The sequence below is a fragment of the Enterobacter sp. EC_50 genome, from assembly GCF_019584525.1.
Taxonomy (GTDB): domain Bacteria; phylum Pseudomonadota; class Gammaproteobacteria; order Enterobacterales; family Enterobacteriaceae; genus Enterobacter; species Enterobacter roggenkampii.
Window position 1 is genome coordinate 1 of record NZ_VDAF01000030.1, and the last position, 22,067, is coordinate 22,067.

22 protein-coding genes are annotated in these 22,067 nt (G+C 56.2%); 8 read left to right on the forward strand and 14 right to left on the reverse strand.

Going from position 1 to position 22,067, the window contains the following annotated elements; all coding sequences use genetic code 11:
- Positions 1 to 138 precede the first annotated feature (138 nt).
- The 5 genes from fieF (at position 139) to FHC48_RS20185 (ending at position 5,606) form a co-directional block, all read left to right on the forward strand.
- Entirely contained in the window at positions 139 to 1,032 is an 894-nt protein-coding gene (gene fieF / locus FHC48_RS20165) for a CDF family cation-efflux transporter FieF (RefSeq protein ID WP_059363292.1), read from the forward strand.
- A gap of 174 nt (positions 1,033 to 1,206) precedes the next feature.
- Entirely contained in the window at positions 1,207 to 2,169 is a 963-nt protein-coding gene (pfkA, locus tag FHC48_RS20170; RefSeq protein WP_008501816.1) for a 6-phosphofructokinase, read from the forward strand.
- A 218-nt stretch (positions 2,170 to 2,387) separates the two neighbouring features.
- Positions 2,388 to 3,377 carry a sulfate ABC transporter substrate-binding protein gene (locus tag FHC48_RS20175; protein ID WP_021242803.1) on the forward strand — a complete coding sequence of 330 codons (990 nt, stop codon included), beginning with the start codon at positions 2,388 to 2,390 and terminating at the stop codon, positions 3,375 to 3,377.
- 107 nt (positions 3,378 to 3,484) lie between these two features.
- Complete coding sequence (locus FHC48_RS20180) at positions 3,485 to 4,228, forward strand: CDP-diacylglycerol diphosphatase (RefSeq protein WP_025912303.1); 744 nt, start codon at positions 3,485 to 3,487, stop codon at positions 4,226 to 4,228.
- A gap of 73 nt (positions 4,229 to 4,301) precedes the next feature.
- Complete coding sequence (locus FHC48_RS20185) at positions 4,302 to 5,606, forward strand: SLC13 family permease (RefSeq protein WP_059363242.1); 1,305 nt, start codon at positions 4,302 to 4,304, stop codon at positions 5,604 to 5,606.
- A gap of 81 nt (positions 5,607 to 5,687) precedes the next feature.
- Here FHC48_RS20185 and tpiA read toward each other — a convergent pair whose 3' ends face one another.
- Positions 5,688 to 6,455 carry a triose-phosphate isomerase gene (gene tpiA, locus FHC48_RS20190; RefSeq protein ID WP_003862019.1) on the reverse strand — a complete coding sequence of 256 codons (768 nt, stop codon included), beginning with the start codon at positions 6,453 to 6,455 and terminating at the stop codon, positions 5,688 to 5,690.
- 111 nt (positions 6,456 to 6,566) lie between these two features.
- Positions 6,567 to 7,163, reverse strand: a complete 597-nt coding sequence (locus FHC48_RS20195; RefSeq protein WP_008501812.1) for a DUF1454 family protein — start codon at positions 7,161 to 7,163, stop codon at positions 6,567 to 6,569.
- A gap of 112 nt (positions 7,164 to 7,275) precedes the next feature.
- Between FHC48_RS20195 and FHC48_RS20200 the strand changes: the two genes are divergently transcribed.
- Entirely contained in the window at positions 7,276 to 7,695 is a 420-nt protein-coding gene (locus FHC48_RS20200) for a DUF805 domain-containing protein (RefSeq protein WP_023293600.1), read from the forward strand.
- On the opposite strand, the gene fpr is transcribed toward FHC48_RS20200, so the two are convergent.
- From fpr to FHC48_RS20220, 4 genes are all read right to left on the reverse strand, one after another.
- Positions 7,696 to 8,442, reverse strand: a complete 747-nt coding sequence (gene fpr / locus FHC48_RS20205) for a ferredoxin--NADP(+) reductase (protein ID WP_008501810.1) — start codon at positions 8,440 to 8,442, stop codon at positions 7,696 to 7,698.
- Positions 8,443 to 8,538: 96 nt separating this feature from the next.
- Entirely contained in the window at positions 8,539 to 9,549 is a 1,011-nt protein-coding gene (gene glpX, locus FHC48_RS20210) for a class II fructose-bisphosphatase (protein ID WP_059363245.1), read from the reverse strand.
- A gap of 118 nt (positions 9,550 to 9,667) precedes the next feature.
- On the reverse strand, positions 9,668 to 11,176 hold the full coding sequence (gene glpK / locus FHC48_RS20215) for a glycerol kinase GlpK (protein ID WP_008501808.1): 1,509 nt from the start codon (positions 11,174 to 11,176) through the stop codon (positions 9,668 to 9,670).
- Positions 11,177 to 11,197: 21 nt separating this feature from the next.
- Entirely contained in the window at positions 11,198 to 12,043 is an 846-nt protein-coding gene (locus FHC48_RS20220; protein WP_014885705.1) for an MIP/aquaporin family protein, read from the reverse strand.
- A 410-nt stretch (positions 12,044 to 12,453) separates the two neighbouring features.
- On the opposite strand from FHC48_RS20220, the gene zapB reads away from it, so the two are divergent.
- Positions 12,454 to 12,693 (forward strand): septal ring assembly protein ZapB, encoded by a 240-nt coding sequence (zapB, locus tag FHC48_RS20225; RefSeq protein ID WP_008501806.1) that lies wholly within the window; start codon positions 12,454 to 12,456, stop codon positions 12,691 to 12,693.
- A gap of 585 nt (positions 12,694 to 13,278) precedes the next feature.
- Here zapB and rraA read toward each other — a convergent pair.
- The 7 genes from rraA to priA all read right to left on the reverse strand — a co-directional run bounded on the left by rraA (position 13,279) and on the right by priA (position 21,238).
- Complete coding sequence (gene rraA, locus FHC48_RS20230) at positions 13,279 to 13,764, reverse strand: ribonuclease E activity regulator RraA (RefSeq protein WP_008501805.1); 486 nt, start codon at positions 13,762 to 13,764, stop codon at positions 13,279 to 13,281.
- A gap of 92 nt (positions 13,765 to 13,856) precedes the next feature.
- Positions 13,857 to 14,777, reverse strand: a complete 921-nt coding sequence (gene menA, locus FHC48_RS20235; RefSeq protein WP_008501804.1) for a 1,4-dihydroxy-2-naphthoate polyprenyltransferase — start codon at positions 14,775 to 14,777, stop codon at positions 13,857 to 13,859.
- 68 nt (positions 14,778 to 14,845) lie between these two features.
- Complete coding sequence (hslU, locus tag FHC48_RS20240) at positions 14,846 to 16,180, reverse strand: HslU--HslV peptidase ATPase subunit (RefSeq protein WP_220420576.1); 1,335 nt, start codon at positions 16,178 to 16,180, stop codon at positions 14,846 to 14,848.
- A gap of 9 nt (positions 16,181 to 16,189) precedes the next feature.
- On the reverse strand, positions 16,190 to 16,720 hold the full coding sequence (hslV, locus tag FHC48_RS20245; RefSeq protein WP_008501802.1) for an ATP-dependent protease subunit HslV: 531 nt from the start codon (positions 16,718 to 16,720) through the stop codon (positions 16,190 to 16,192).
- Between the two features lie 94 nt (positions 16,721 to 16,814).
- Positions 16,815 to 17,804, reverse strand: coding sequence for a cell division protein FtsN (ftsN, locus tag FHC48_RS20250; protein WP_032635441.1), 990 nt, complete (start codon positions 17,802 to 17,804; stop codon positions 16,815 to 16,817).
- Between the two features lie 93 nt (positions 17,805 to 17,897).
- On the reverse strand, positions 17,898 to 18,923 hold the full coding sequence (cytR, locus tag FHC48_RS20255) for a DNA-binding transcriptional regulator CytR (protein ID WP_021242811.1): 1,026 nt from the start codon (positions 18,921 to 18,923) through the stop codon (positions 17,898 to 17,900).
- 119 nt (positions 18,924 to 19,042) lie between these two features.
- Positions 19,043 to 21,238 (reverse strand): primosomal protein N', encoded by a 2,196-nt coding sequence (gene priA / locus FHC48_RS20260; protein WP_059365132.1) that lies wholly within the window; start codon positions 21,236 to 21,238, stop codon positions 19,043 to 19,045.
- A gap of 200 nt (positions 21,239 to 21,438) precedes the next feature.
- Between priA and rpmE the strand changes: the two genes are divergently transcribed.
- Positions 21,439 to 21,651: a 50S ribosomal protein L31 gene (gene rpmE, locus FHC48_RS20265; protein ID WP_003862040.1), complete on the forward strand. Its 213-nt coding sequence runs from the start codon at positions 21,439 to 21,441 to the stop codon at positions 21,649 to 21,651.
- A 48-nt stretch (positions 21,652 to 21,699) separates the two neighbouring features.
- Here rpmE and metJ read toward each other — a convergent pair whose 3' ends face one another.
- Positions 21,700 to 22,017 carry a met regulon transcriptional regulator MetJ gene (metJ, locus tag FHC48_RS20270; RefSeq protein WP_003862042.1) on the reverse strand — a complete coding sequence of 106 codons (318 nt, stop codon included), beginning with the start codon at positions 22,015 to 22,017 and terminating at the stop codon, positions 21,700 to 21,702.
- Between the last annotated feature and the right edge of the window lie 50 nt (positions 22,018 to 22,067).

The following is a 22,067-nucleotide window of genomic DNA, read 5'->3' on the forward strand; positions in this document are numbered from 1 at the left end:
CCTAAATAGGCTGATTCGATGTGTTTGCGGGAAAAAAATCGGCCCAGATCCGCGAAATTTTAATCAGCGAGTCAGCTTGGGAAGAAATGACCTGCTTATTCGCACCTTCCCTAGCGGCATGACATGACAGGAGCGTTTATGAATCAATCCTATGGAAGACTGGTCAGCCGGGCCGCCATCGCGGCGACCGTCATGGCATCCAGCCTGTTACTGATTAAAATCTTTGCCTGGTGGTATACCGGCTCGGTCAGTATTCTGGCGGCGCTGGTGGATTCGCTGATGGACATTGCCGCCTCATTGACCAACCTGCTGGTCGTGCGTTACTCGCTGCAGCCAGCGGATGAAGAGCACACCTTTGGGCACGGCAAAGCGGAGTCGCTGGCCGCACTGGCGCAAAGCATGTTTATATCCGGTTCTGCGCTGTTCCTGTTTCTCACCGGCATACAGCATCTCGTCTCGCCGACGCCGATGAACGATCCTGGCGTCGGCGTCGTTGTGACGGTCGTTGCACTTATTAGCACACTTGTTCTGGTAACGTTCCAGCGCTGGGTGGTACGCAAAACGCAAAGTCAGGCCGTACGGGCGGATATGCTTCATTATCAATCTGATGTTATGATGAATGGGGCTATTCTTATTGCGCTCGGTCTGGCCTGGTATGGCTGGCATCGGGCCGATGCGTTGTTTGCGTTAGGGATTGGTATCTATATTTTATATAGCGCCCTGCGGATGGGGTATGAAGCAGTGCAATCGCTGCTTGACCGCGCCCTCCCGGACTCAGAACGTAATGAAATTTTTTCTATCGTGACCGCCTGGCCCGGCGTCAGCGGTGCACACGATCTTCGAACGCGGCAGTCAGGGCCGACCCGCTTTATTCAGATTCATATTGAAATGGAAGACAACCTGCCACTGGTTCAGGCTCACGTGATTGCTGAGCAGGTCGAGCAGGCGATTTTGCAGCGTTTTCCTGGTTCAGACGTCATCATTCACCAGGATCCCTGCTCGGTTGTACCCGGACATGTTGGGCTTTCGTAATTCGTTGTAAAAAAGTGAGCCAGGCCAGCATTTTGTGTATAAATTACCGCCATTTGGTCTGACCTGAATCAATTCAGCTGGAAGGGATTGATATACTATTTGCAGTATTCGTTGGTCGATAAGTTTCTTCCGGCAACAGATTTCAATTTTGCATTCCTAAGTTCAGAGGTAGTCATGATTAAGAAAATCGGTGTGTTGACAAGCGGCGGTGATGCGCCGGGCATGAACGCGGCAATTCGTGGGGTTGTCCGCGCGGCGCTGACGGAAGGTCTGGAAGTTTTTGGTATCTATGATGGTTACCTGGGTCTGTATGAAGACCGTATGGTTCAGCTCGACCGTTACAGCGTGTCTGACATGATCAACCGTGGCGGTACCTTCCTTGGGTCTGCGCGCTTCCCGGAATTCCGTGATGAACACGTTCGTGAAGTGGCTATCGAGAACATGAAAAAACGTGGACTGGACGCCCTGGTGGTTATCGGCGGTGACGGCTCGTACATGGGTGCAAAACGTCTGACTGAAATGGGCTTCCCGTGCATCGGCCTGCCGGGCACCATCGACAACGACATCAAAGGCACCGACTACACCATCGGTTACTTCACCGCGCTGGGCACCGTTGTGGAAGCGATTGACCGCCTGCGTGACACCTCTTCCTCCCACCAGCGTATCTCTATCGTTGAAGTGATGGGGCGTTACTGCGGTGACCTGACCCTAGCTGCGGCAATTGCGGGTGGTTGTGAGTTTGTCGTGGTTCCGGAAGTGGAATTCAGCCGTGAAGATCTGGTAGCTGAAATCAAAGCGGGCATCGCGAAAGGCAAAAAACATGCGATCGTGGCTATCACCGAGCACATCTGTGACGTAGACGAGCTGGCGAAGTACATCGAAACCGAAACCAAGCGTGAAACCCGTGCAACCGTACTGGGGCACATCCAGCGTGGCGGTTCCCCTGGCCCGTATGACCGTATTCTGGCGTCCCGTATGGGTGCGTATGCAATCGAACTGCTGCTGCAGGGCCACGGCGGCCGCTGCGTCGGTATTCAGAACGAGAAACTGGTTCACCATGACATCATCGACGCGATTGAAAACATGAAGCGTCCGTTCAAAGGTGACTGGCTGGACTGCGCGAAAAAACTGTACTGATTGGCGTTTGGTTTGTGCCGGGTGGCGGCTTCGCCTTACCCGGCCTACAAAAGCACGGTTTGTAGGCCCGGTAAGCGAAGCGCCACCGGGCTTTTTTTGTCCGCACCATTTGCCTTTTTATTCCACTACGTTATAGCCAATCTTTTTTTATTCTTTAATCCTCGATTCGCTTTCTGGCACGCTGCATTCATCAAAACACTACACAAGAGAGCTGGGCGATGAATAAATGGGGCGTGGGTTTAACATTATTGCTGGCATCGACCAGCGTTCTGGCTAAGGATATCCAGTTACTGAACGTGTCATACGACCCGACGCGTGAACTGTATGAACAATACAACAAAGCGTTTGCGGCACACTGGAAGCAGGAAACCGGCGACAATGTCGTGGTTCGCCAGTCTCACGGTGGTTCTGGCAAGCAGGCGACCTCCGTCATCAACGGTATTGAAGCCGACGTGGTGACCCTGGCGCTGGCCTACGATGTTGACGCGATCGCCGAGCGTGGCCGTATCGACAAAAACTGGATCAAACGCCTGCCGGATAACTCCGCGCCCTACACCTCGACCATCGTTTTCCTGGTACGTAAAGGCAACCCGAAACAGATCCATGACTGGAATGACCTGATTAAGCCGGGCGTGTCAGTTATTACCCCTAACCCGAAAAGCTCCGGCGGCGCACGCTGGAACTATCTGGCCGCCTGGGGCTATGCATTGCACCACAACAACGGTGACCAGGCTAAAGCCCAGGAATTCGTGAAAGCGCTGTACAAAAACGTCGAAGTGCTGGACTCCGGCGCGCGCGGTGCAACCAACACCTTCGTGGAGCGCGGCATTGGTGACGTGCTGATTGCGTGGGAAAACGAAGCCCTGCTGGCGACCAATGAACTGGGTAAAGATAAGTTTGAGATCGTGACCCCAAGCGAATCTATTCTGGCTGAGCCGACCGTTTCCGTGGTCGATAAAGTGGTGGAGAAGAAAGACACCAAAGCGGTGGCGGAAGCCTACCTGAAGTACCTCTACTCGCCGGAAGGTCAGGAGATTGCAGCGAAGAACTTCTATCGTCCACGCGATGCGGCTGTGGCGAAGAAATATGACGGCGAATTCCCGAAACTGAAGCTCTTCACCATTGATGATGTTTTCGGTGGCTGGACGAAAGCGCAGAAAGAGCACTTCTCTAACGGCGGCACCTTTGACCAGATTAGCCAGCGCTGAACATAAATAAACGACACGGTGACCCGGCGTGAGAAATCCGCCGGGTTTTTTATTTGGTCATCATTTTGCGTTACTCTTTTGCCTCTATTGAAAACAGGGAACGCGTTGTGAAAAAAATTATCTTATTGATCCTCATTGTCATCGCCCTTGCCGCTGGCGGCTGGTACTGGATGAAAGCGGGTAATCCGAATGCGTTGCGACATATCGTTCTCGACCAGTGCCTGCCGAATCAACTGCAACACCGTAACCCGGCACCGTGTGCGCAGGTGAAGCCTGACGCAGGCTATGTAGTCTTTAAAGACCGCAACGGGCCGCTGCAATACCTGCTGATGCCGACATATCGCATCAACGGCACCGAAAGCCCGCTGTTGACCGAAGCGCATACGCCGAACTTTTTCTGGCTGGCCTGGCAGTCGCGAAGCTTTATGACCCTGAAGCGTGGAAGCGAGGTGCCCGACAGCGCCATTTCACTGACGATTAACTCGCCGACAGGGCGCACGCAAAACCATTTTCACATTCATATCTCCTGCCTGCGCCCGGACGTGCGCGAGAAGCTGAACGCGGCACAGGGAGACATCAGCACCCAGTGGCTGCCCCTTCCTGGCGGCCTGGAAGGGCATGAGTATCTTGCTCGTCGGGTGACGGAGAATGAGCTGGTGCAGCGCAGCCCGTTCATGATGCTGGCTGAAGAGCTGCCGGAAGCGCGCGACCATATGGGGCGCTTCGCGCTGGCAATGGCGCAGCAGTCAGATGGTTCGTTTGTGTTGCTGGCCACCGAGCGCAACCTGCTGATGCTTAACCGCGCGTCGGCTGAGGAACTGCAGGATCATCAATGCGCTATCCTGAATTGACCCCACCATAAATAGCGTTTACTCGCCCTGCCTGTCGCCGTAGACTTGCTGAAAAATTCTACAGGAGACAGGTATGTCGCTCTGGTCAACGTATCCTCTGTTGCTGCCTTCACTGATTGTGGGCGTCACCATCGTACTATGGGCGACGTCGCTATTGCCGGAGTTCATTACCGCGCTGCTGTTCTTCACGGCGGCAATGACTGCGAAGATCGCCCCGCCGGAGGTGATTTTCGGCGGTTTTGCCTCGTCGGCTTTCTGGCTGGTCTTCAGCGGATTCGTGCTCGGCGTGGCGATACGTAAAACCGGGCTGGCGGACCGGGCCGCCCGGGCGCTGTCAGCAAAGCTCACCGACTCCTGGGTATTAATGGTAGCGAGCGTGGTGCTGCTGAGCTATGCGCTGGCGTTTGTGATGCCGTCGAATATGGGACGTATTGCGCTGCTGATGCCGATTGTCGCCGCAATGGCGAAACGCGCCGGTATCGCTGACGGCTCCCGCGCCTGGTTTGGTCTGGCGCTGGCGGTAGGGTTCGGGACGTTCCAGCTTTCGGCGACGATTCTGCCCGCTAACGTGCCTAATCTGGTGATGAGCGGTGCGGCAGAAGGTTCGTACGGCATCCACCTGAACTATGTCCCGTATCTGCTGCTGCACACGCCGGTGCTGGGCATTCTCAAAGGCCTGATCCTGATTGGCCTGATCTGCTGGCTTTTTCCGGGTCATCCCAAACCCCCTCAGAAACAGGTGCCGTCTGAACCCATGGGCCGGGATGAAAAGCGTCTTGCCTGGCTGCTGGCGATAGTGCTGGGGATGTGGGTGACGGAGAGCTGGCACGGCGTGGGGCCCGCCTGGACCGGGCTGGCGGCGTCGGTCATCGTTATGCTGCCGCGCATCGGTTTTATCACCGGGGAGGAGTTTTCTGCGGGGGTGAATATGCGCACCTGCATCTACGTTGCCGGTATTCTGGGGCTGGCGATCGTCGTGACGCAAACCGGGATCGGCACGGCGGTGGGCGAGGCGTTGCTCCGTATTATGCCGCTCGATGCAGACCGACCGTTCACCAGCTTCCTTGCGCTGACCGGTATTACCACCGCACTCAACTTCATCATGACCGCCAACGGCGTTCCGGCGCTGTATACCACCCTGGCGCAGAGCTTCTCGGATGCGACCGGCTTCCCGCTGCTGTCGGTGATCATGATTCAGGTGCTGGGCTATTCCACGCCGCTGCTGCCGTATCAGGCGTCGCCGATCGTGGTGGCGATGGGGTTAGGAAAAGTGCCTGCCAGGGCGGGGATGGTGCTCTGTCTGGCGCTGGCGGTGGCAACGTATCTGGTGCTGCTGCCGCTGGATTATCTGTGGTTTAGCCTGCTGGGACGGCTGTAAAAAAGCCCGGTGGCGCTGACGCTTACCGGGCCTACAGAACCGTAGGGCGGGTTAGCGAAGCGCCACCCGCCACAAAGGCAATTACGCCTGTTTAGCCGCTTCTGCCGCTTTAACGATCACCGCGAAAGCGTCCGCTTTCAGGGATGCACCGCCAACCAGCGCGCCATCGATGTCTGGCTGGGTGAACAGCTCAGCAGCGTTAGACGCGTTAACGGAACCACCGTACTGGATGATCACTTGCTCAGCCACTTTGGCGTCAGCTTTCGCAATGTGGTCACGGATGAATTTGTGAACCGCCTGAGCCTGCGCAGGGGTGGCTGATTTGCCGGTACCGATCGCCCAGACTGGCTCGTAAGCGATAACCGCGCCTTCGAACGCTGCTGCGCCCTGCGTTTTCAGCACTGCGTCGATCTGACGTGCGCACACTTCTTCAGTTTTGCCCGCTTCGTTTTCTGCTTCGGTTTCACCGATGCACAGAACCGGGATCAGACCCTGCTCTTTCAGCACGGCGAATTTCTTCGCGATGAACTCGTCGGATTCTTTGTGATAGGTGCGACGCTCGGAGTGGCCGATGATGATGTATTTCGCGCCGATATCTTTCAGCATTTCAGCGGACGTTTCACCGGTGAACGCGCCAGACAGGTTAACGTCAACGTTCTGCGCGCCCAGAATGATGTGGCTGCCGTCAGCGGCACGTTTAGCCAGATCCAGGTACATATCCGGCGGAGCGATAGCAACCGCGCAGCCGGTCACGCCAGCCAGCTCTTTACGCAGGTTCGCAACCAGTTCGTTTACCATGTGGCGGCTGCCGTTCAGTTTCCAGTTACCCATCACTAAAGGATGTCGCATTTCAATTCTCCACGCTCAATAAGCGAATTAAGGAATATGGCCACCCTGTCGGGCAGCATGGTCTGTGAATCAGTATAGAGATTTTCCCTCGAAAGGCTTTGCTTTTTGTCATTAATTCGCCCCGCCGAGGGTGTCAGATAGTGCCAGCTTAATCGGTTCAACAGCGAAGGTCAGTCCTTTTTCGCCGTTGTCCGCCACAACATAGCGGATCGCGCCTTCGGTATCGGCGTAGTAACGCTTATTTTTACCGGCGGTGAGGAGTTTTTGCAGCTTTTGCTGGCTTTGCTTTTTCGTCAGCGCAGGGGTAAACGCCTGCAATACCGCGCTCATGTACTCCAGCGCTTTCGCCTTCGCGGCTTTCTGCTCTGGGCCCTGTATTGGCAGCCAGGTGATTTGCATGCTTTTGATTTTTAACGTCCCGCGCTCCAGCGCCGTGGAGGCATACAAATTCTCGTTAATCTTGCTTGCCGCACGGGTCAGGGTAGGCGTGTCGCGGGGGCCATCAATGGCACGAAACTCATCCAGTTGCAGCGTGGGATTGGCCTGATTGAAGGCTTCACGAAACTGGCTAATGGACTGATCGAACGACGGTGCGCCCGCCAGCAGGTACGGTGCTGTGGTCGGGGCTGTGGTTTCGGCGGCGTGCAGGGTAAAACCCGCGCTGAGCAGCGCTAAACACAGGAATAGAGAATGTGCCGAACTTTTCATCAACATTGCCCCTGGCCGTAAGTGCTCATGATTAAAACGATATCTGGTCGGCTTGTCAAAAGGTCACAACTCCAGGGTAAAATGCGGGCTAAACGATAATAAGGAACCTTACATGACCATACAGCAGTGGCTGTTTTCATTCAAAGGGCGTATTGGACGCCGTGATTTCTGGATCTGGATGGTGACGTGGGTTGTCGCCATGCTGCTTCTGTTTTTCGTCGCCTATAACGCGTGGCTGAGCACGCAAACGGCGGCCTTCGCGCTGGTCTGCCTGCTCTGGCCAACGGCGGCTGTCGTGGTGAAACGCCTGCACGATCGCGGTCGTTCCGGCGCGTGGGCATTTCTGATTATTCTGGCGTGGATGCTGGTGGCGGGAAACTGGGCGATGCTTCCGTCCATCCTGCCGTGGGTGGTGGGCAGGCTGCTGCCGTCGGTCATCTTCGTGATGATGATTGTCGATCTGGGCGCGTTTATTGGCACCCAGAGCGAAAACAAATACGGTAAAGACACCGTTGAGGTGAAATACCGCTGATCACCAGTAGTGTTCGGCGGTCATATGGCCCGGTCGGCGGCGAAGATGTTTCGTCATCTGCCGGGTATCCTTCAGAAGCTGCTGCGTGTCGCGTACCATCTGCGGGTTGCCACACAGCATGACGTGGCTGGTTTCAGCCGTCATCGGTAAACCCACCGCCTCTTCCAGGGCACCATTCTCAATTAACGCCGGCACGCGACCGGTCAGCGTTCCAGCTACAGTTTCGCGGCTGACCACCGTCTGAATCTTTAACTTTCCGCCGTACTGCTGTTCCAGCGCCTGCATCTGCGGCAGGTAGCTCAGGTCTGCGGCGTAGCGCGCAGCGTGAACCAGCACGATGTTTTTAAAACGCTCCAGGTCTTTGCCGTACTGCAAAATAGAGAGATAAGGGCCGATGGCCGTACCGGTTGCCAGCATCCAGAGCGTGTCACAATCCGGGATCTCTTCGAGCACAAAGAAGCCTGCTGCTTCACTCACGATTTGCACCTCGTCGCCGGGCTTGAGGGCGGCAAGGCGCGGGCTGAGTTTACCGTCAGGTACGGTGACCAGATAGAACTCGAGATCCGGGTTATCAGGCGCGTTAACGTAAGAGTAGGCGCGCTGCACGCGCTCGCCGTCGACATCCAGCCCCAGCTTCGCAAATTGCCCGGCTTTAAACGGGTGGACGGGAGCATGCAGGGTGAGACTAAATAGCGCATCGGTCCAGAACTGTATCTTTGTGACTTTACCTGTTACCCAGTCCGCCATGATCTTCTCCTGTGCTGTTTCTCTGTTCTATCTTCCGTACTTAACGGGGAGATTTCCAGCCCATTTGGGCCGGAAAGCTCTATCGATCAAACGGTTTTACAGAATGTGCGTCTGTACGTCCGGGTCTTTGCGGTCGAGATAGTGGATAGACTGGATGCGGCGAATGGTGCGTGATTTTCCGCGGATCAGCAGCGTTTCAGTGGTGGCCATATTGCCCTTGCGGCTGATGCCGTCCAGCAGATCGCCTTTGGTGATACCTGTCGCCGAGAAGACCACGTTATCGCTGCGCGCCATATCATGCAGCGCCAGCACTTTGTTGGCCTCGATGCCCATCGCTTCGCAGCGTGCCAGCTCGTTTTCCCCGATACGGCGGTTCTCTTCGCTGTCGCCTTTCACCTCGTGGCGGGGCAGCAGACGAGCCTGCATATCGCCGTCCAGCGCGCGGATCACTGCCGCAGAGACTACGCCTTCCGGCGCGCCGCCGATGCCGTACAGCACGTCTACTTCGCTGTCCGGCATGCAGGTCAGGATCGAGGCGGCAACGTCACCATCCGGAATGGCAAACACGCGCACGCCGAGCTTTTGCATCTGCGCGATGGTGGCGTCGTGGCGCGGTTTGGCCAGAATAGTGACGGTGAGTTCGCTCAGCGGTTTGTTCAGCGCGCTGGCGACGTTACGCAGGTTCTCTTCCAGCGGCAGGCTGAGGTCGATTGAGCCTTTCGCACCAGGACCGACAATCAGCTTTTCCATGTACATATCCGGCGCGTTAAGGAAGCAGCCTTTATCGCCCACGGCCAGCACCGCCAGGGCGTTGGCCTGGCCCATTGCGGTCATGCGCGTGCCTTCTATCGGGTCGACGGCGATATCCACGGCATCGCCTTTACCGGTACCGACTTTTTCACCGATGTAGAGCATTGGCGCTTCGTCGATCTCGCCTTCGCCGATCACGATGGTGCCGTCGATGTTGACCTGGTTAAGCACAATGCGCATGGCATGGACGGCTGCGCCGTCTGCGGTATTTTTGTCACCACGACCCAGCCACTTATAGCCTGCAAGGGCAGCCGCTTCGGTGACGCGGGAAAACTCGATAGCAAGTTCACGTTTCATGAGGTACTCGTACAATCAAAAGGAATTGCACGAAGTTTATCACAGAGTGGGGAGGGGCGAGGGGACCGGCGCGGTCCCCTCGCCCTGACCCTCTCCCCAGGGGAGAGGGAATATATGATTACTCTTCGTGCTCTTCCCACGCCAGTGCGCGTTTCACCGCTTTCTTCCAGCCGCTGTAGCGGAAGTTACGCTCGGTGGTTTCGATGCCCGGGCGGAATTCGCGTTCGATCACCGCTTTTTCCTGCAGCTCGTCCAGGTTCTGCCAGAAGCCTACCGCCAGACCGGCAAGGTACGCCGCGCCCAGCGCCGTGACTTCACGCACTTCAGGACGCTCAACGCGGGTGCCCAGAATGTCGGACTGGAACTGCATCAGGAAGTTATTCGCTACCGCACCGCCGTCCACGCGCAGGGCGTGCAGACGAATGCCGGAGTCCGCCTGCATCGCTTCCAGCACGTCGCGCGTCTGGTAGGCGATGGATTCCAGGGTGGCGCGAATAATGTGGTTAGAGTTAACACCACGCGTCAGGCCAAAAATTGCGCCGCGTGCATACGGATCCCAGTACGGCGCGCCCAGACCGGTGAATGCAGGCACCACGTACACGCCGTTGGTGTCTTTCACTTTGGTCGCGAAGTACTCGGAGTCGAACGCATCGCTGATCAGCTTCATCTCGTCGCGCAGCCACTGGATAGACGCACCGGCCATGAACACCGCGCCTTCCAGGGCATAGTTCACTTCGCCGCGTGGTCCACAGGCGATGGTGGTCAGCAGGCCGTTTTCTGATTTCACCGCTTTCTCGCCGGTGTTCATCAGCATAAAGCAGCCGGTGCCGTAGGTGTTCTTCGCCATCCCTTCTTTGACGCACAGCTGGCCGAACAGCGCCGCCTGCTGGTCACCGGCAATACCGGCGATAGGAATACGGGTGCCGCCTTTACCGCCGATGTTGGTCTGGCCGTAAACCTCAGAAGACTTGCGCACGTCAGGCAGCATCGCGCGTGGGATATCCAGCGCGTCCAGCATCTTGTCATCCCACTCCAGGGTGTTGATGTTGAACAGCATGGTACGCGAGGCGTTGGTGTAGTCGGTGACGTGGACGCGTCCCTGGGTCATCTTCCAGATAAGCCAGGTGTCGACGGTGCCGAACAGTAGCTCGCCGCGTTTTGCACGCTCGCGTGAACCTTCCACGTGGTCGAGGATCCACTTCACTTTTGTGCCGGAGAAATACGGGTCAACCACCAGACCGGTGGCGCTGCGCACGTACTCTTCCATGCCGTCGCGCTTCAGCTGCTCGCAGATCTCAGAGGTACGGCGGCACTGCCAGACGATGGCGTTGTAAATAGGCTTACCGGTTTCACGTTCCCAGACAATCGTCGTTTCACGCTGGTTAGTGATACCAATCGCGGCAATCTCGTCGGAACTGATATCGGCTTTTGCCAGCACTTCGACCAGCGTGGAGCTTTGTGACGCCCAGATCTCCATTGGGTCGTGTTCGACCCAGCCTGGACGAGGATAAATTTGCTCAAATTCGCGCTGTGACACGCTGACGATGTTCGCGTCATGATCCATTACGACAGCGCGGGAGCTGGTAGTGCCCTGGTCGAGCGCAACGATATATTTTTTTTCGGTCATGGTATGTGTCCCGTAGTCAGATTACAGCGAAGCTTTTTGTTGTGCGGTAGAAGTCGTTTCCTTCTCCTCTTCCACACAGGTGTCGCACGGTAAATGGCGACCAATTAATTTGCGGTAGCTGAACGCACCCAGCGCAGCCCCGACAACTGGCGCAAACAGCGGTACCAGGAAGTAAGGAATGTCTTTGCCACCGGTGAAGGCGACGTCGCCCCAGCCTGCGATAAAGGCGAACGCTTTAGGTCCGATATCACGCGCCGGGTTCATCGCGAAGCCGGTCAGCGGGCCCATGGAGGCACCAATCACCGCAATCAGCAGGCCAATCAGCAGTGGGGCCAGCGGGCCGCGCGGAATGCCGTTTCCGTCGTCGGTCAGCGCCAGGATAACGCCCATCAGAATAGCGGTAATCACCATTTCAACTGCGAACGCCTGCACAAAATTGATATGCGGGTTTGGATAGGTTGAGAAGATGCCTGCCAGATCCAGACTTTCGACGCTGCCGCGCACCATATGATGCGTCTGTTCGAAGTCGATGAAAAGATTGTAATAAAGCCCGTAAACTAACGCCGCTGCGCAAAACGCGCCGGCAAACTGAGAAAGAATGAAAGGAACTACTTTGCGTCCGTCGAAGCACGCGAACAGCCACAGTGCGATAGTCACCGCCGGGTTAAGATGTGCACCAGACACCCCTGCAGTCAGGTAGATGGCCATCGCCACGCCCAGACCCCAGATGATACTGATTTCCCACTGACCAAAACTGGCACCCGCCACTTTCAGTGCAGCGACACAGCCCACTCCGAAGAATATCAACAACCCGGTACCAAGGAACTCGGCAATGCACTGGCCTTTTAAGGTTGATGTCTGACTCATAATCGGAATCCTGAAGAAATTGATGTTTATTGTTAGCATGGCCGCCCGTGACAGCCACGATGCCCTGTAGACATAGTGTTAATTTATCGTTAACGAGCAAAAACGAGAAATATCGAAATCGAAATGTGTGGTCTGCGTCAATAAAATGAGCGTTTTCGCGCCATAAAGCACATTTTTGCAGCAGTACAGGATCAGTACAGGAATGTGAGCTGAATCATTTCATTAACGAATCAGTTAACAATTTAGGGGTATATGATGCGAACGCACCAGGACCAGACCTAAAAGTGTTGCAAACCGCGATCTGCGCGGTGTGTCGCTGGACACAGAGCGCCGCGCTCCATACAATCGACGGTATATGTCGTGCGCGTTTATGTTAAAGCGTCGCCTTGCAATTCAGGAGAGGTAGCATCATGTCTTTAGAAGTGTTTGAGAAACTGGAATCGAAAGTACAGCAGGCGATTGACACCATCACCCTGCTGCAGATGGAAATTGAAGAGCTGAAAGAGAAGAACAACAGCCTGGCGCAGGAAGTACAGAACGCGCAGCACAGCCGCGAAGAACTGGAGCGCGAAAACAACCAGCTGCGCGAACAGCAGAACGGCTGGCAGGATCGCCTGCAGGCGCTGCTGGGACGTATGGAAGAAGTCTGATTCCCACTGGGATGAACTGAACAGGCCGGGTAAGGCGATGCCGCTACCCGGCTTTTTTTATGGTTCTCGCTGACTGACACCCAACCATAAAAAAGGCCGCCAAAGGCGGCCTTAACGCTACTTGTCCTGCGCTGTCATAGCAAAAGCAACGAACACATTCGGTTCATCACTCTTTACAACGAGTACGCTGGCGACAATGAACGCGATACATAAATAGCGTTTCATTATGCGGTCCCTGCTGCTAACCGCTCCACCGTTCACCACCGGTGATAAGTCGGTGGACACAAGCCCGGTTAAAGGTTGCTTTACGGTTGTGAATACACCTTTCCCTGGACCGATGCCCATGTGCGAGATGGCGGAAAGGGACGATGCATCATAATGAGCAGCAGCAGCGTAGTTAAGGTTTTAATAGTTAATTAGGAATTTATAAAGGGTCGATGGGGTTACCTGAGATTTGAACCAGGGTAAGATAAAAATCCTGGTTAAAGGTTGCAAAACTTCCCAACGGACCGCGAATCCCGAGGGACAAAAAAACCGCCACATTACTGTTGGCGGTTTTTTTATGGTCCACGCTTACGGTTTTTATTACTCAATATCCAGCGGATCTTCGGAAAGGATAATGCCGGTATTATCGGCGTAGAGATGGTCGCCTGAGAAGAAGGTCACGCCGCCGAAGTTAACGCGCACGTCGCTTTCGCCGATGCCGTCACCTGCCGCCCCTACCGGTATGGCCGCGATGGCCTGAATCCCGATATCCAGGTCTTCCAGATCGTCCACCTGACGCACGGAACCGTACACCACAATGCCTTCCCACTCGTTTTGTGCGGCAATACCGGCCAGCTCAGCATCAATCAATGCGCGGCGTACGGAACCACCGCCATCGACCACCAGTACGCGGCCACGGCCGTTCTGTTCGAGCAGATCGTACAACAACCCGTTATCCTCGAAACATTTCACCGTGACGATCTGTCCGCCAAACGACGACCGCCCACCAAAGTTGGAGAACAGCGGTTCAACGACGTTGACATCTTCCTGGTAGATGTCACAAAGCTCGGAGGTATCGTATTTCATAGGTTTAACGCTCAGTTGCTGCGAATGTGTTCAGTATATCGTGCGAAATGCGTTGTTGGCAAAATCATCAATTGTTAATTGATATTTGTCAGCTAACTGAGCGTCTGGCTTAAGACAATCCCGATGACGAACAACAGGTTAGTCAGCAGCGCGCCTTTTACCGTGCGTTCCAGCATCGGCGGCATGGCGGCCGGGCTGCGTTCGCGCATTACAAAACGGGCCTGCTTAATCAGCAGCGGCGCGGCAAGCACAAACAGCCAGCCCCACAGACTGTGCAGGGAAATCAGGTTAAACAGCGCCAGGCAGACCAGGGCACCCATCAGCAGGCAGGCATGGTAGCGACGCGCATTCACCGGCCCCAGACGGACCGCCAGGGTGTTTTTGCCGTTCTCCCGGTCGCTGTCGATGTCGCGCAGGTTGTTGATGTTGAGCACCGCGGTCGCCAGCAGACCGCAGGCGGTCGCAGGCAGGAACAGCGCAGGGATCACCGTATGCGCCTGTAAGTACCAGCTTCCCATCACGCTCAGCCAGCCGAAGAACACCAGTACGGAGATATCCCCGAGCCCAATGTAGCCGTAAGGACGCGTGCCGACGGTGTAGGTGATGGCTGCGATAATGGCCAATAAACCCAGCACCAGGAAGCCAATAAAATCGCTGGGGGTCTTAGACGCCACTGTCACCAGCGCCAGACCCGATAAACAGATCAGCACCACGGTGATAATCAGCGCGCGCTTCATCTGCGCCTGGGTAATCACCCCTTTTTGCATCCCACGCAGCGGCCCGATACGGTCAGGTTTGTCGCTGCCTTTCACCGCGTCGCCATAGTCGTTGGCGAGGTTGGAGAGAATTTGCAGCAGGCCGGCGGTAATCAATGCCAGCGCGGCAACCAGCGGATCGAAATAACCCTGCCACCAGGCAAGCGCCGTACCGACGATAATCGCGGCAAAGGCCAGAGGGAGTGTTTTAGGGCGCAGACTTTCGAGCCACGCCTGAGTACGGCTGATGTCAGTCATAAGTATTTAGCCAATAAAAATGGGGGCATTAGCCCCCATTAAACGTGATGAGAATCCAGTAACCGCGATTATAGGATAAAACGGCTCAGATCTTCATCTGCCACTAACGCATCCAGATGTTTACTCACATATTCTGCGTCAATGGTAACGGTTTGACCGTTCAGATCGCTCGCGTCGTAAGAGATATCTTCCACCAGGCGTTCCAGCACGGTATGCAGACGACGCGCACCGATGTTTTCGGTGGTTTCGTTCACCTGCCATGCAGCCTGGGCAATACGTTTGATACCGTCTTCAGTGAACTCAAGGTTCACGCCTTCGGTTGCCATCAGCGCTTTGTACTGAACGGTTGCAGAGGCGTTTGGCTCGGTCAGGATACGTTCGAAGTCTTCGGTCGTCAGCGCCTGCAGCTCAACGCGGATAGGCAGACGGCCCTGCAGTTCCGGGATCAGATCCGACGGGCTGGCAACCTGGAAGGCACCTGATGCGATAAACAGGATGTGGTCCGTTTTCACCATGCCGTGCTTGGTGGAGACGGTGCAGCCTTCTACCAGCGGCAGCAGGTCGCGCTGAACGCCTTCGCGGGACACGTCCGGGCCGGAGCTGTTGCCGCCGCGCTTACAAATTTTGTCGATTTCGTCGATAAACACGATACCGTGCTGCTCAACCGCGTCGATAGCGTCCTGCTTCAGCTCTTCCGGATTCACCAGCTTCGCCGCTTCTTCTTCAAGCAGCAGCTTCATCGCGTCTTTGATTTTCAGCTTACGCGTTTTTTGCTTCTGACCGCCCAGGTTCTGGAACATGGACTGCAGCTGGCTGGTCATCTCTTCCATGCCCGGAGGTGCCATGATTTCCACACCCATTGGCGCGGCAGCGAGATCGATCTCAATCTCTTTATCATCCAGCTGGCCTTCACGCAGTTTTTTGCGGAACGCCTGACGCGCAGCAGACGGTTCCGCCTGCTGTTCAGCCTGACCCCAGTTGTTTTTTGCCGGTGGGATCAGCACGTCGAGAATGCGCTCTTCGGCCATCTCTTCCGCGCGATAGCGGTTTTTCTCAATGGCCTGGACGCGCACCATTTTGATCGCCGAGTCGGTCAGATCGCGGATGATGGAGTCCACTTCTTTACCCACATAGCCCACTTCGGTGAACTTGGTGGCTTCAACTTTGATGAACGGTGCGTTAGCCAGCTTCGCCAGACGACGGGCGATTTCGGTTTTACCGACGCCGGTCGGGCCGATCATCAGAATGTTTTTCGGCGTCACTTCGTGGCGCAGCTCTTCGTCAAGCTGCATACGACGCCAGCGGTTACGCAGGGCGATAGCCACGGAACGCTTGGCGTTATCCTGGCCGATAATGTGTTTGTTCAGTTCGCTGACAATTTCGCGTGGGGTCATTTCAGACATGGGAGATCCTTACGCTTTGGAGGTCAATTCTTCGATGGTGTGGTTGTGGTTGGTATAGATGCAGATATCACCTGCAATATCCAACGCCTTCACCGCGATATCACGCGCGTTCATGTCGGTATTTTCCAACAGTGCGCGGGCAGCAGCCTGGGCATAAGGGCCGCCAGAGCCGATAGCAATCAGGTCATTTTCCGGCTGAATCACGTCACCGTTACCGGTGATGATAAGCGATGCGGTCTCATCGGCGACCGCCAGCAGCGCTTCGAGCTTGCGCAGCATGCGGTCGGTACGCCAGTCTTTCGCCAGCTCAACGGCGGCTTTCACCAGATGACCCTGGTGCATTTCCAGTTTACGTTCAAACAGTTCAAACAGCGTGAAGGCATCTGCCGTGCCGCCTGCAAAGCCGGCGATCACTTTGTCGTTGTAGAGACGACGCACTTTCTTCACGTTGCCTTTCATGACGGTATTACCCAGCGTGGCCTGGCCATCACCGGCGATTACCACATGGCCGTTACGGCGTACACTTACTATTGTTGTCACGAGCAGACCCCCTGGTTACAGAATCGGGAAACAGAAGCCCTGAGCCTGTGCCCAGGGCTGAATTAAATGATAGATGGGGGGGATTTTGGGGGTTTCAACCCCCGGAGGCGAGTCGAATGCAGTTTGTGTGACCGGCGATTTTCAAACGAGAAAGGGTGCCATCGGCATTTTCTTTGCCTTTGACCGGACCAATCACCACGCGATTCCAGCCGTTATTGGTGGTAATACGCGAATCAAACCCTTCAAAGGCCAGCTGCGCGCGCACCGTTTCCGCCTGCTCCGCACCTTTAAACGAACCGCACTGTACCATCCAGCGACGTTCGTCTTTTTTCTCCGCCGTCTGCTTCGGCGCTTCGGTCTCTTTCGTGACCGGCGCGGCCTGCTGCGTTTTCGGCTGCTGGGCGGTGGTGTGCGCTGGCGTCTGGAGCAGATCCTGATACGGCTGAGCCGCCTGCTTCTGCGGCTGTGTTTTAGGCTGCTGCTGGACAGGCTGAGACTGCACCGTACGCGTCGGCTGCTGATACGGCTGTTCCGTTACCCGCGGCTGTGCCTTAGGCTGCTGTACCGGCTGGGTTTGCGCCCACTGCTGTTGCTGCTGAATCTGCTGTTGTGCCTGGCGACGCTGCAGCGTTTGCTGACGCTGTTCCGGCGTCTGCTCATTCCACGGCACTTCGTTCAGCTGCGTAGGCTGCTGGCGCATATCGGCCTGCATTTGTGCCAGCAGCTGACGCTGTTCATCCGTCAGCTGATTCGCATTCTGTACTTCACCACCCGCAGAAGGTTCCGTTGGCGCACGTACCCCAGGCTGACGGCTTTCCAGCTCTTTGATATAGCGCCAGCGCTCTTCAGGCTTCGGAGGGAGGCCATTTCCGGCGACTTTACTGGCCTGAAGCGCCTCAGACTCTTCTTTTTTATGGTGCGTGATAAAGTACAGGCCACCAATAAAGGCGACGACTACAGCCGCAGCAATAGCGACCATTGCTGGCGAGACAGCAGGCAGGTTACGTTGCTTTTTTCTTGAGCTACTCTTTTTGCGTCGCGAAGGTGCCGGCTGGCCGCGACGTACATAATCTCGTTGTGCCACTATCGTTTCGCTGTATTTATTCGTTCGTCAGTCCGCCATGTTACTTAAGCGGCGGGGCTTTGACCAGATAAGGGTATCCGAAAGACGTTTACTTTAAGTCAATGCCTGGGTCGTGCCGCGGACGATCAGTTCGCAGTCCAGCAACCGTGAGCCGCTGCTAACTGTTTGACCGTGAAGCTGATCCAGCAGAAGCAGCATCGCTTCGCGGCCGATTTGATAGCGCGGCTGAGCGACCGTTGAGAGCGGTGGATCGCAAAACTCCGAAAGCGAAATATTATCGAAACCGATGATGGATAAATCTTTCGGTATGCGAAGACCGCGGCGTTTGGCATACGATAATGCGCCCAGCGCCATCACGTCGCTGTGGCAAAATACGGCGGTTGGCGGCTCAGGCAGGTCCAGAAGTTTCTCCAGCGCCTGTCCACCGGCTGCGAAGGTAAAATCACCGCGCGCAATGTAGTGCGGATCGACGGTCACGCCGGTACGGCGCAGCGCCTGAACGTAACCCTGTAAACGGTAGTGACACAGCGGCATCTCTTCCGGTCCGGCGATGCAGCCAATACGCTTATGCCCCAGCTCCTGGAGATAGTTTACGGCGTTGAACGCGGCGGTAAGGTTATCAATATGGACCGTCGGCAGCTCCAGCTCTGGCGCAAACTCGTTGGCCATCACCATCGGCGGTAAATTACGCTGCTCTTCGATGCTGGCATCAAACGGCAGGCGAGAGCCAAGCAGCAGCATGCCGTCGATCTGCTTGGTGATAATGAGGTCGATGAAGGTTTTTTCCTGCTGGTTCTGATGGGCGCAGTCGCCAATCAGCACCAGGTACCCCTGCTCCGCCGCAGTGACTTCTATGCCGCGGATAATCTCGCTAAAGAAAGGGTCACAGATGTCCGGCACAATCACCAGGATGGTGCGCGACTCGTTGCGTTTGACGTTACGTCCCATTGCCTGCGGAAAATAGCCCACTTCAAGCGCAGCCTGCTCCACCCGGTTACGGGTCGCCTGGGAGACTTTATCCGGGTTCATTAATGCGCGGGATACTGTTGCCGTAGAGACCTGTGCTTTCTGGGCAACGTCTTTCATGGTCGCAGTCGCAACCTCTTTCCTGGACTTCAACGTCTTCTCCTCGCCTGAACACCGAACTTCTGACATCACCATTTTTACAGATAGTTAATGGAATCGGTTACAGAATTTTCATAAAAAGTGTGAGGAGCGTTAAATTTTTCGATCCAGCTTCAGCCTTCGATAGGGTCGACGTCCAGGACCCACTTCACTTTTCGCGCTTCGGGCAGGGTGTTAATCAGCACCAGCGCGCCGCTAACAATATGCTGAAGACGAATGCGCGAGGGGTGCTGGAGCAAGATCTGCCAGCGGAAACGGCCGCCGCGTTTTGGCGCGAGGGCAGGCACCGGGCCCAAAATCCACAACTGACTATCCACCAGCGGGCTGGCCTGCAGGAGGTTTCTCAGCTGCTGCAGGAAAAGTGGCGCCTGCTGATTGTTATGATCTTCCGCGCGGATGATGACGTGGCTGGTCCACGGCGGTAGCTGCATGGTCTGGCGTTCGGCCAGCGCCTGCTCGGCAAAGGCGTCATAGCCTTTGTGCAGCAGGGTTTGCAGCAGCGGGTGCTCCGGGTGGTGCGTTTGCAGCACCACTTCGCCCTGTTTACCGGCGCGTCCTGCACGCCCTGCAACCTGGGTGTAAAGCTGGGCGAAGCGCTCGGCGGAGCGGAAATCTGCCGAGAACAGCGCGCCGTCCACGTCCAGCAGGGCGACCAGCGTCACGTCCGGGAAGTGGTGGCCTTTGGCCAGCATCTGGGTGCCAATCAGGATGCGCGCGCCACCGAGATGCACTTCCGCCAGCTGCTGTTCGAGTGCGCCTTTGCGGCTGGTGGTGTCCCGGTCGATACGCGAAATCGGCACGTCCGGGAAAAAGGGCCCAAGCGCCTGCTCCAGCTGTTCCGTCCCCAGACCGACCGGCACAATATGCGTTGAGCCACACGACGGGCACTGGCGCGGCACCGGACGCTGGCTGTCGCAGTGGTGGCAGCGCAAATGACGCTGGGCCTGATGGAAGGTGTAGTAGTGATCGCAGCGCGGGCATTCGGCAATCCAGCCGCAGTCGTGGCACAGCAGGGCGGGTGCAAATCCGCGACGGTTGAGGAACAGAATGACCTGATTCCCCGCCTGCAAATGCTGGCGCATGCGGGTAATCAGCGCGGGCGCTAGCCCCGCCTGGACCTGCTGACCTTTCAAATCCAGCACGTGCTGAATGGCCGGACGGGCATTCCCCGCGCGACGCGTCAGGCGCAGCATGTGGTATTTACGCTGGCGCACGTTGTGCAGCGTTTCGAGCGCAGGCGTGGCGGATCCCAGAACAATGGGAATTTGCTCGCTGTGCGCGCGGTAGACGGCCAGATCGCGGGCGTGATAGCGCCAGCCTTCCTGCTGTTTATAGGAGCTGTCGTGCTCTTCGTCGATCACGATAACGCCAAGATTTTTAAACGGCGTGAACAGCGACGAGCGGGTGCCGATCACAATCGCCGCTTCGCCGTTTTTCGCTTTCAGCCAGGCGCTGAGTCGCTCGCTGTCATTCAGGCCTGAGTGCAGCACCTCAACCGGCGCGTTAAAGCGTTCGCGGAATCGGGCGATGGTTTGCGGCGTCAGGCCAATTTCCGGCACCATCACCAGCGCCTGTTTGCCCTGCGCGAGCACGTTTTCCAGCACGCTCAGGTAAACTTCGGTCTTGCCGGAACCGGTGACCCCCGCCAGCAGCCAGGCAGAGAAACGATCGGAGGCGCTATGAATTGCGCCTACCGCGGTGGCCTGCTCGGTATTCAGACGCAGGCGATCCCCTGAAACGGAGAAACTCTCCCGCCAGTCGTTAAGGGCAGGCGCCTCGCTTGCCAGGTCGCTCAGCCCTTTCTTTCTTAATGCCTGTAGCGCCGTTTCGCTGACCTCAAGCTCGTCGACCTGATGCCGCCAGATTTTCCCCTGACGCAGCGCCGCCAGCGCCTGCTGCTGTTTCTGCGAGCGCTTCAGGCTGTTGATGTCGACGGCCTGGCCTTCCTCCGTGGCAAACCAGTACCACATTGGCGCATGGCTGGCGCTCTTGCCCTGACGCAGCATAATTGGCAGGGCGTGGAACAGGACGTCGCCGATGGGGTGATGATAATAATCCGCCGCCCACAGCAGCAGTCGCCAGGTGCTGGTGGAGTAGACGGGCTCGCTGTCCAGCACCTCAACGACCGATTTCAGTTCATTAAGCGGCAGTTCGCTCTTATCGCTGACGGAGACGACGATCCCCACGCGCTGCTGTTTGCCAAACGGCACGGTCACGCGACAGCCCGCTTTGGCGCTCATGCTGTCGGGCAGCAGATAGTCAAAGGTGCGGGGAAGCGGAACGGGCAGGGCAACGTGAGCGACGGGCATCGAATCTTCCTGACTTGAAAAGTGGCGCGTTAGTATACACATTAGTAAAAGCGGCGTGCGGATCAGTTTGCATACGTTGGTCAAATTCTGTATGATTCGCCGCCTTTGGTGTACTTTACGCCAAAGAACTTACAATCAACATCGCGTGGTGTCTGGCGTTAGGGCTGGAAGAGCGACGCGGCCTTAACTGAGGTTCTCCCATGAAAAAAGATATTCACCCGAAATACGAAATGATTACTGCAAACTGTTCTTGCGGTAACTCTATCCAGATCCGCTCTACCGTGGGTCACGATCTGAACCTGGACGTGTGCGGCAAATGCCACCCGTTCTACACTGGTAAGCAGCGTGATGTTGCAACCGGTGGCCGTGTTGACCGCTTCAACAAGCGTTTCAGCATCCCGGGCGCTAAATAAGTTTCCCGAAAAAAAGGCACCGCAAGGTGCCTTTTTTGTATCCGCTTCTCAGTATTCCCACGTCTCCGGGTCAATACCCAGTTCACGCATGATCACCTTCGCCTCTTCCGGGATTTCATCACTACGCTCTTTGCGCAGATCGTCATCGTTCGGCAACGGTTGACCGGTAAACGCATGCAGAAACGCTTCGCACAGCAGTTCGCTGTTGGTTGCGTGGCGCAGGTTGTTCACCTGACGACGCGTACGTTCATCGGTGAGGATCTTCAACACCTTCAGAGGAATGGAAACCGTAATTTTCTTTACTTGCTCACTCTTCTTACCGTGCTCAGCGTATGGGCTGATATATTCGCCGCTCCATTCAGCCATGAGATACCTTTAATCCTCTCAGTCATTTATCTAAAGGTGCAAAACCGGTA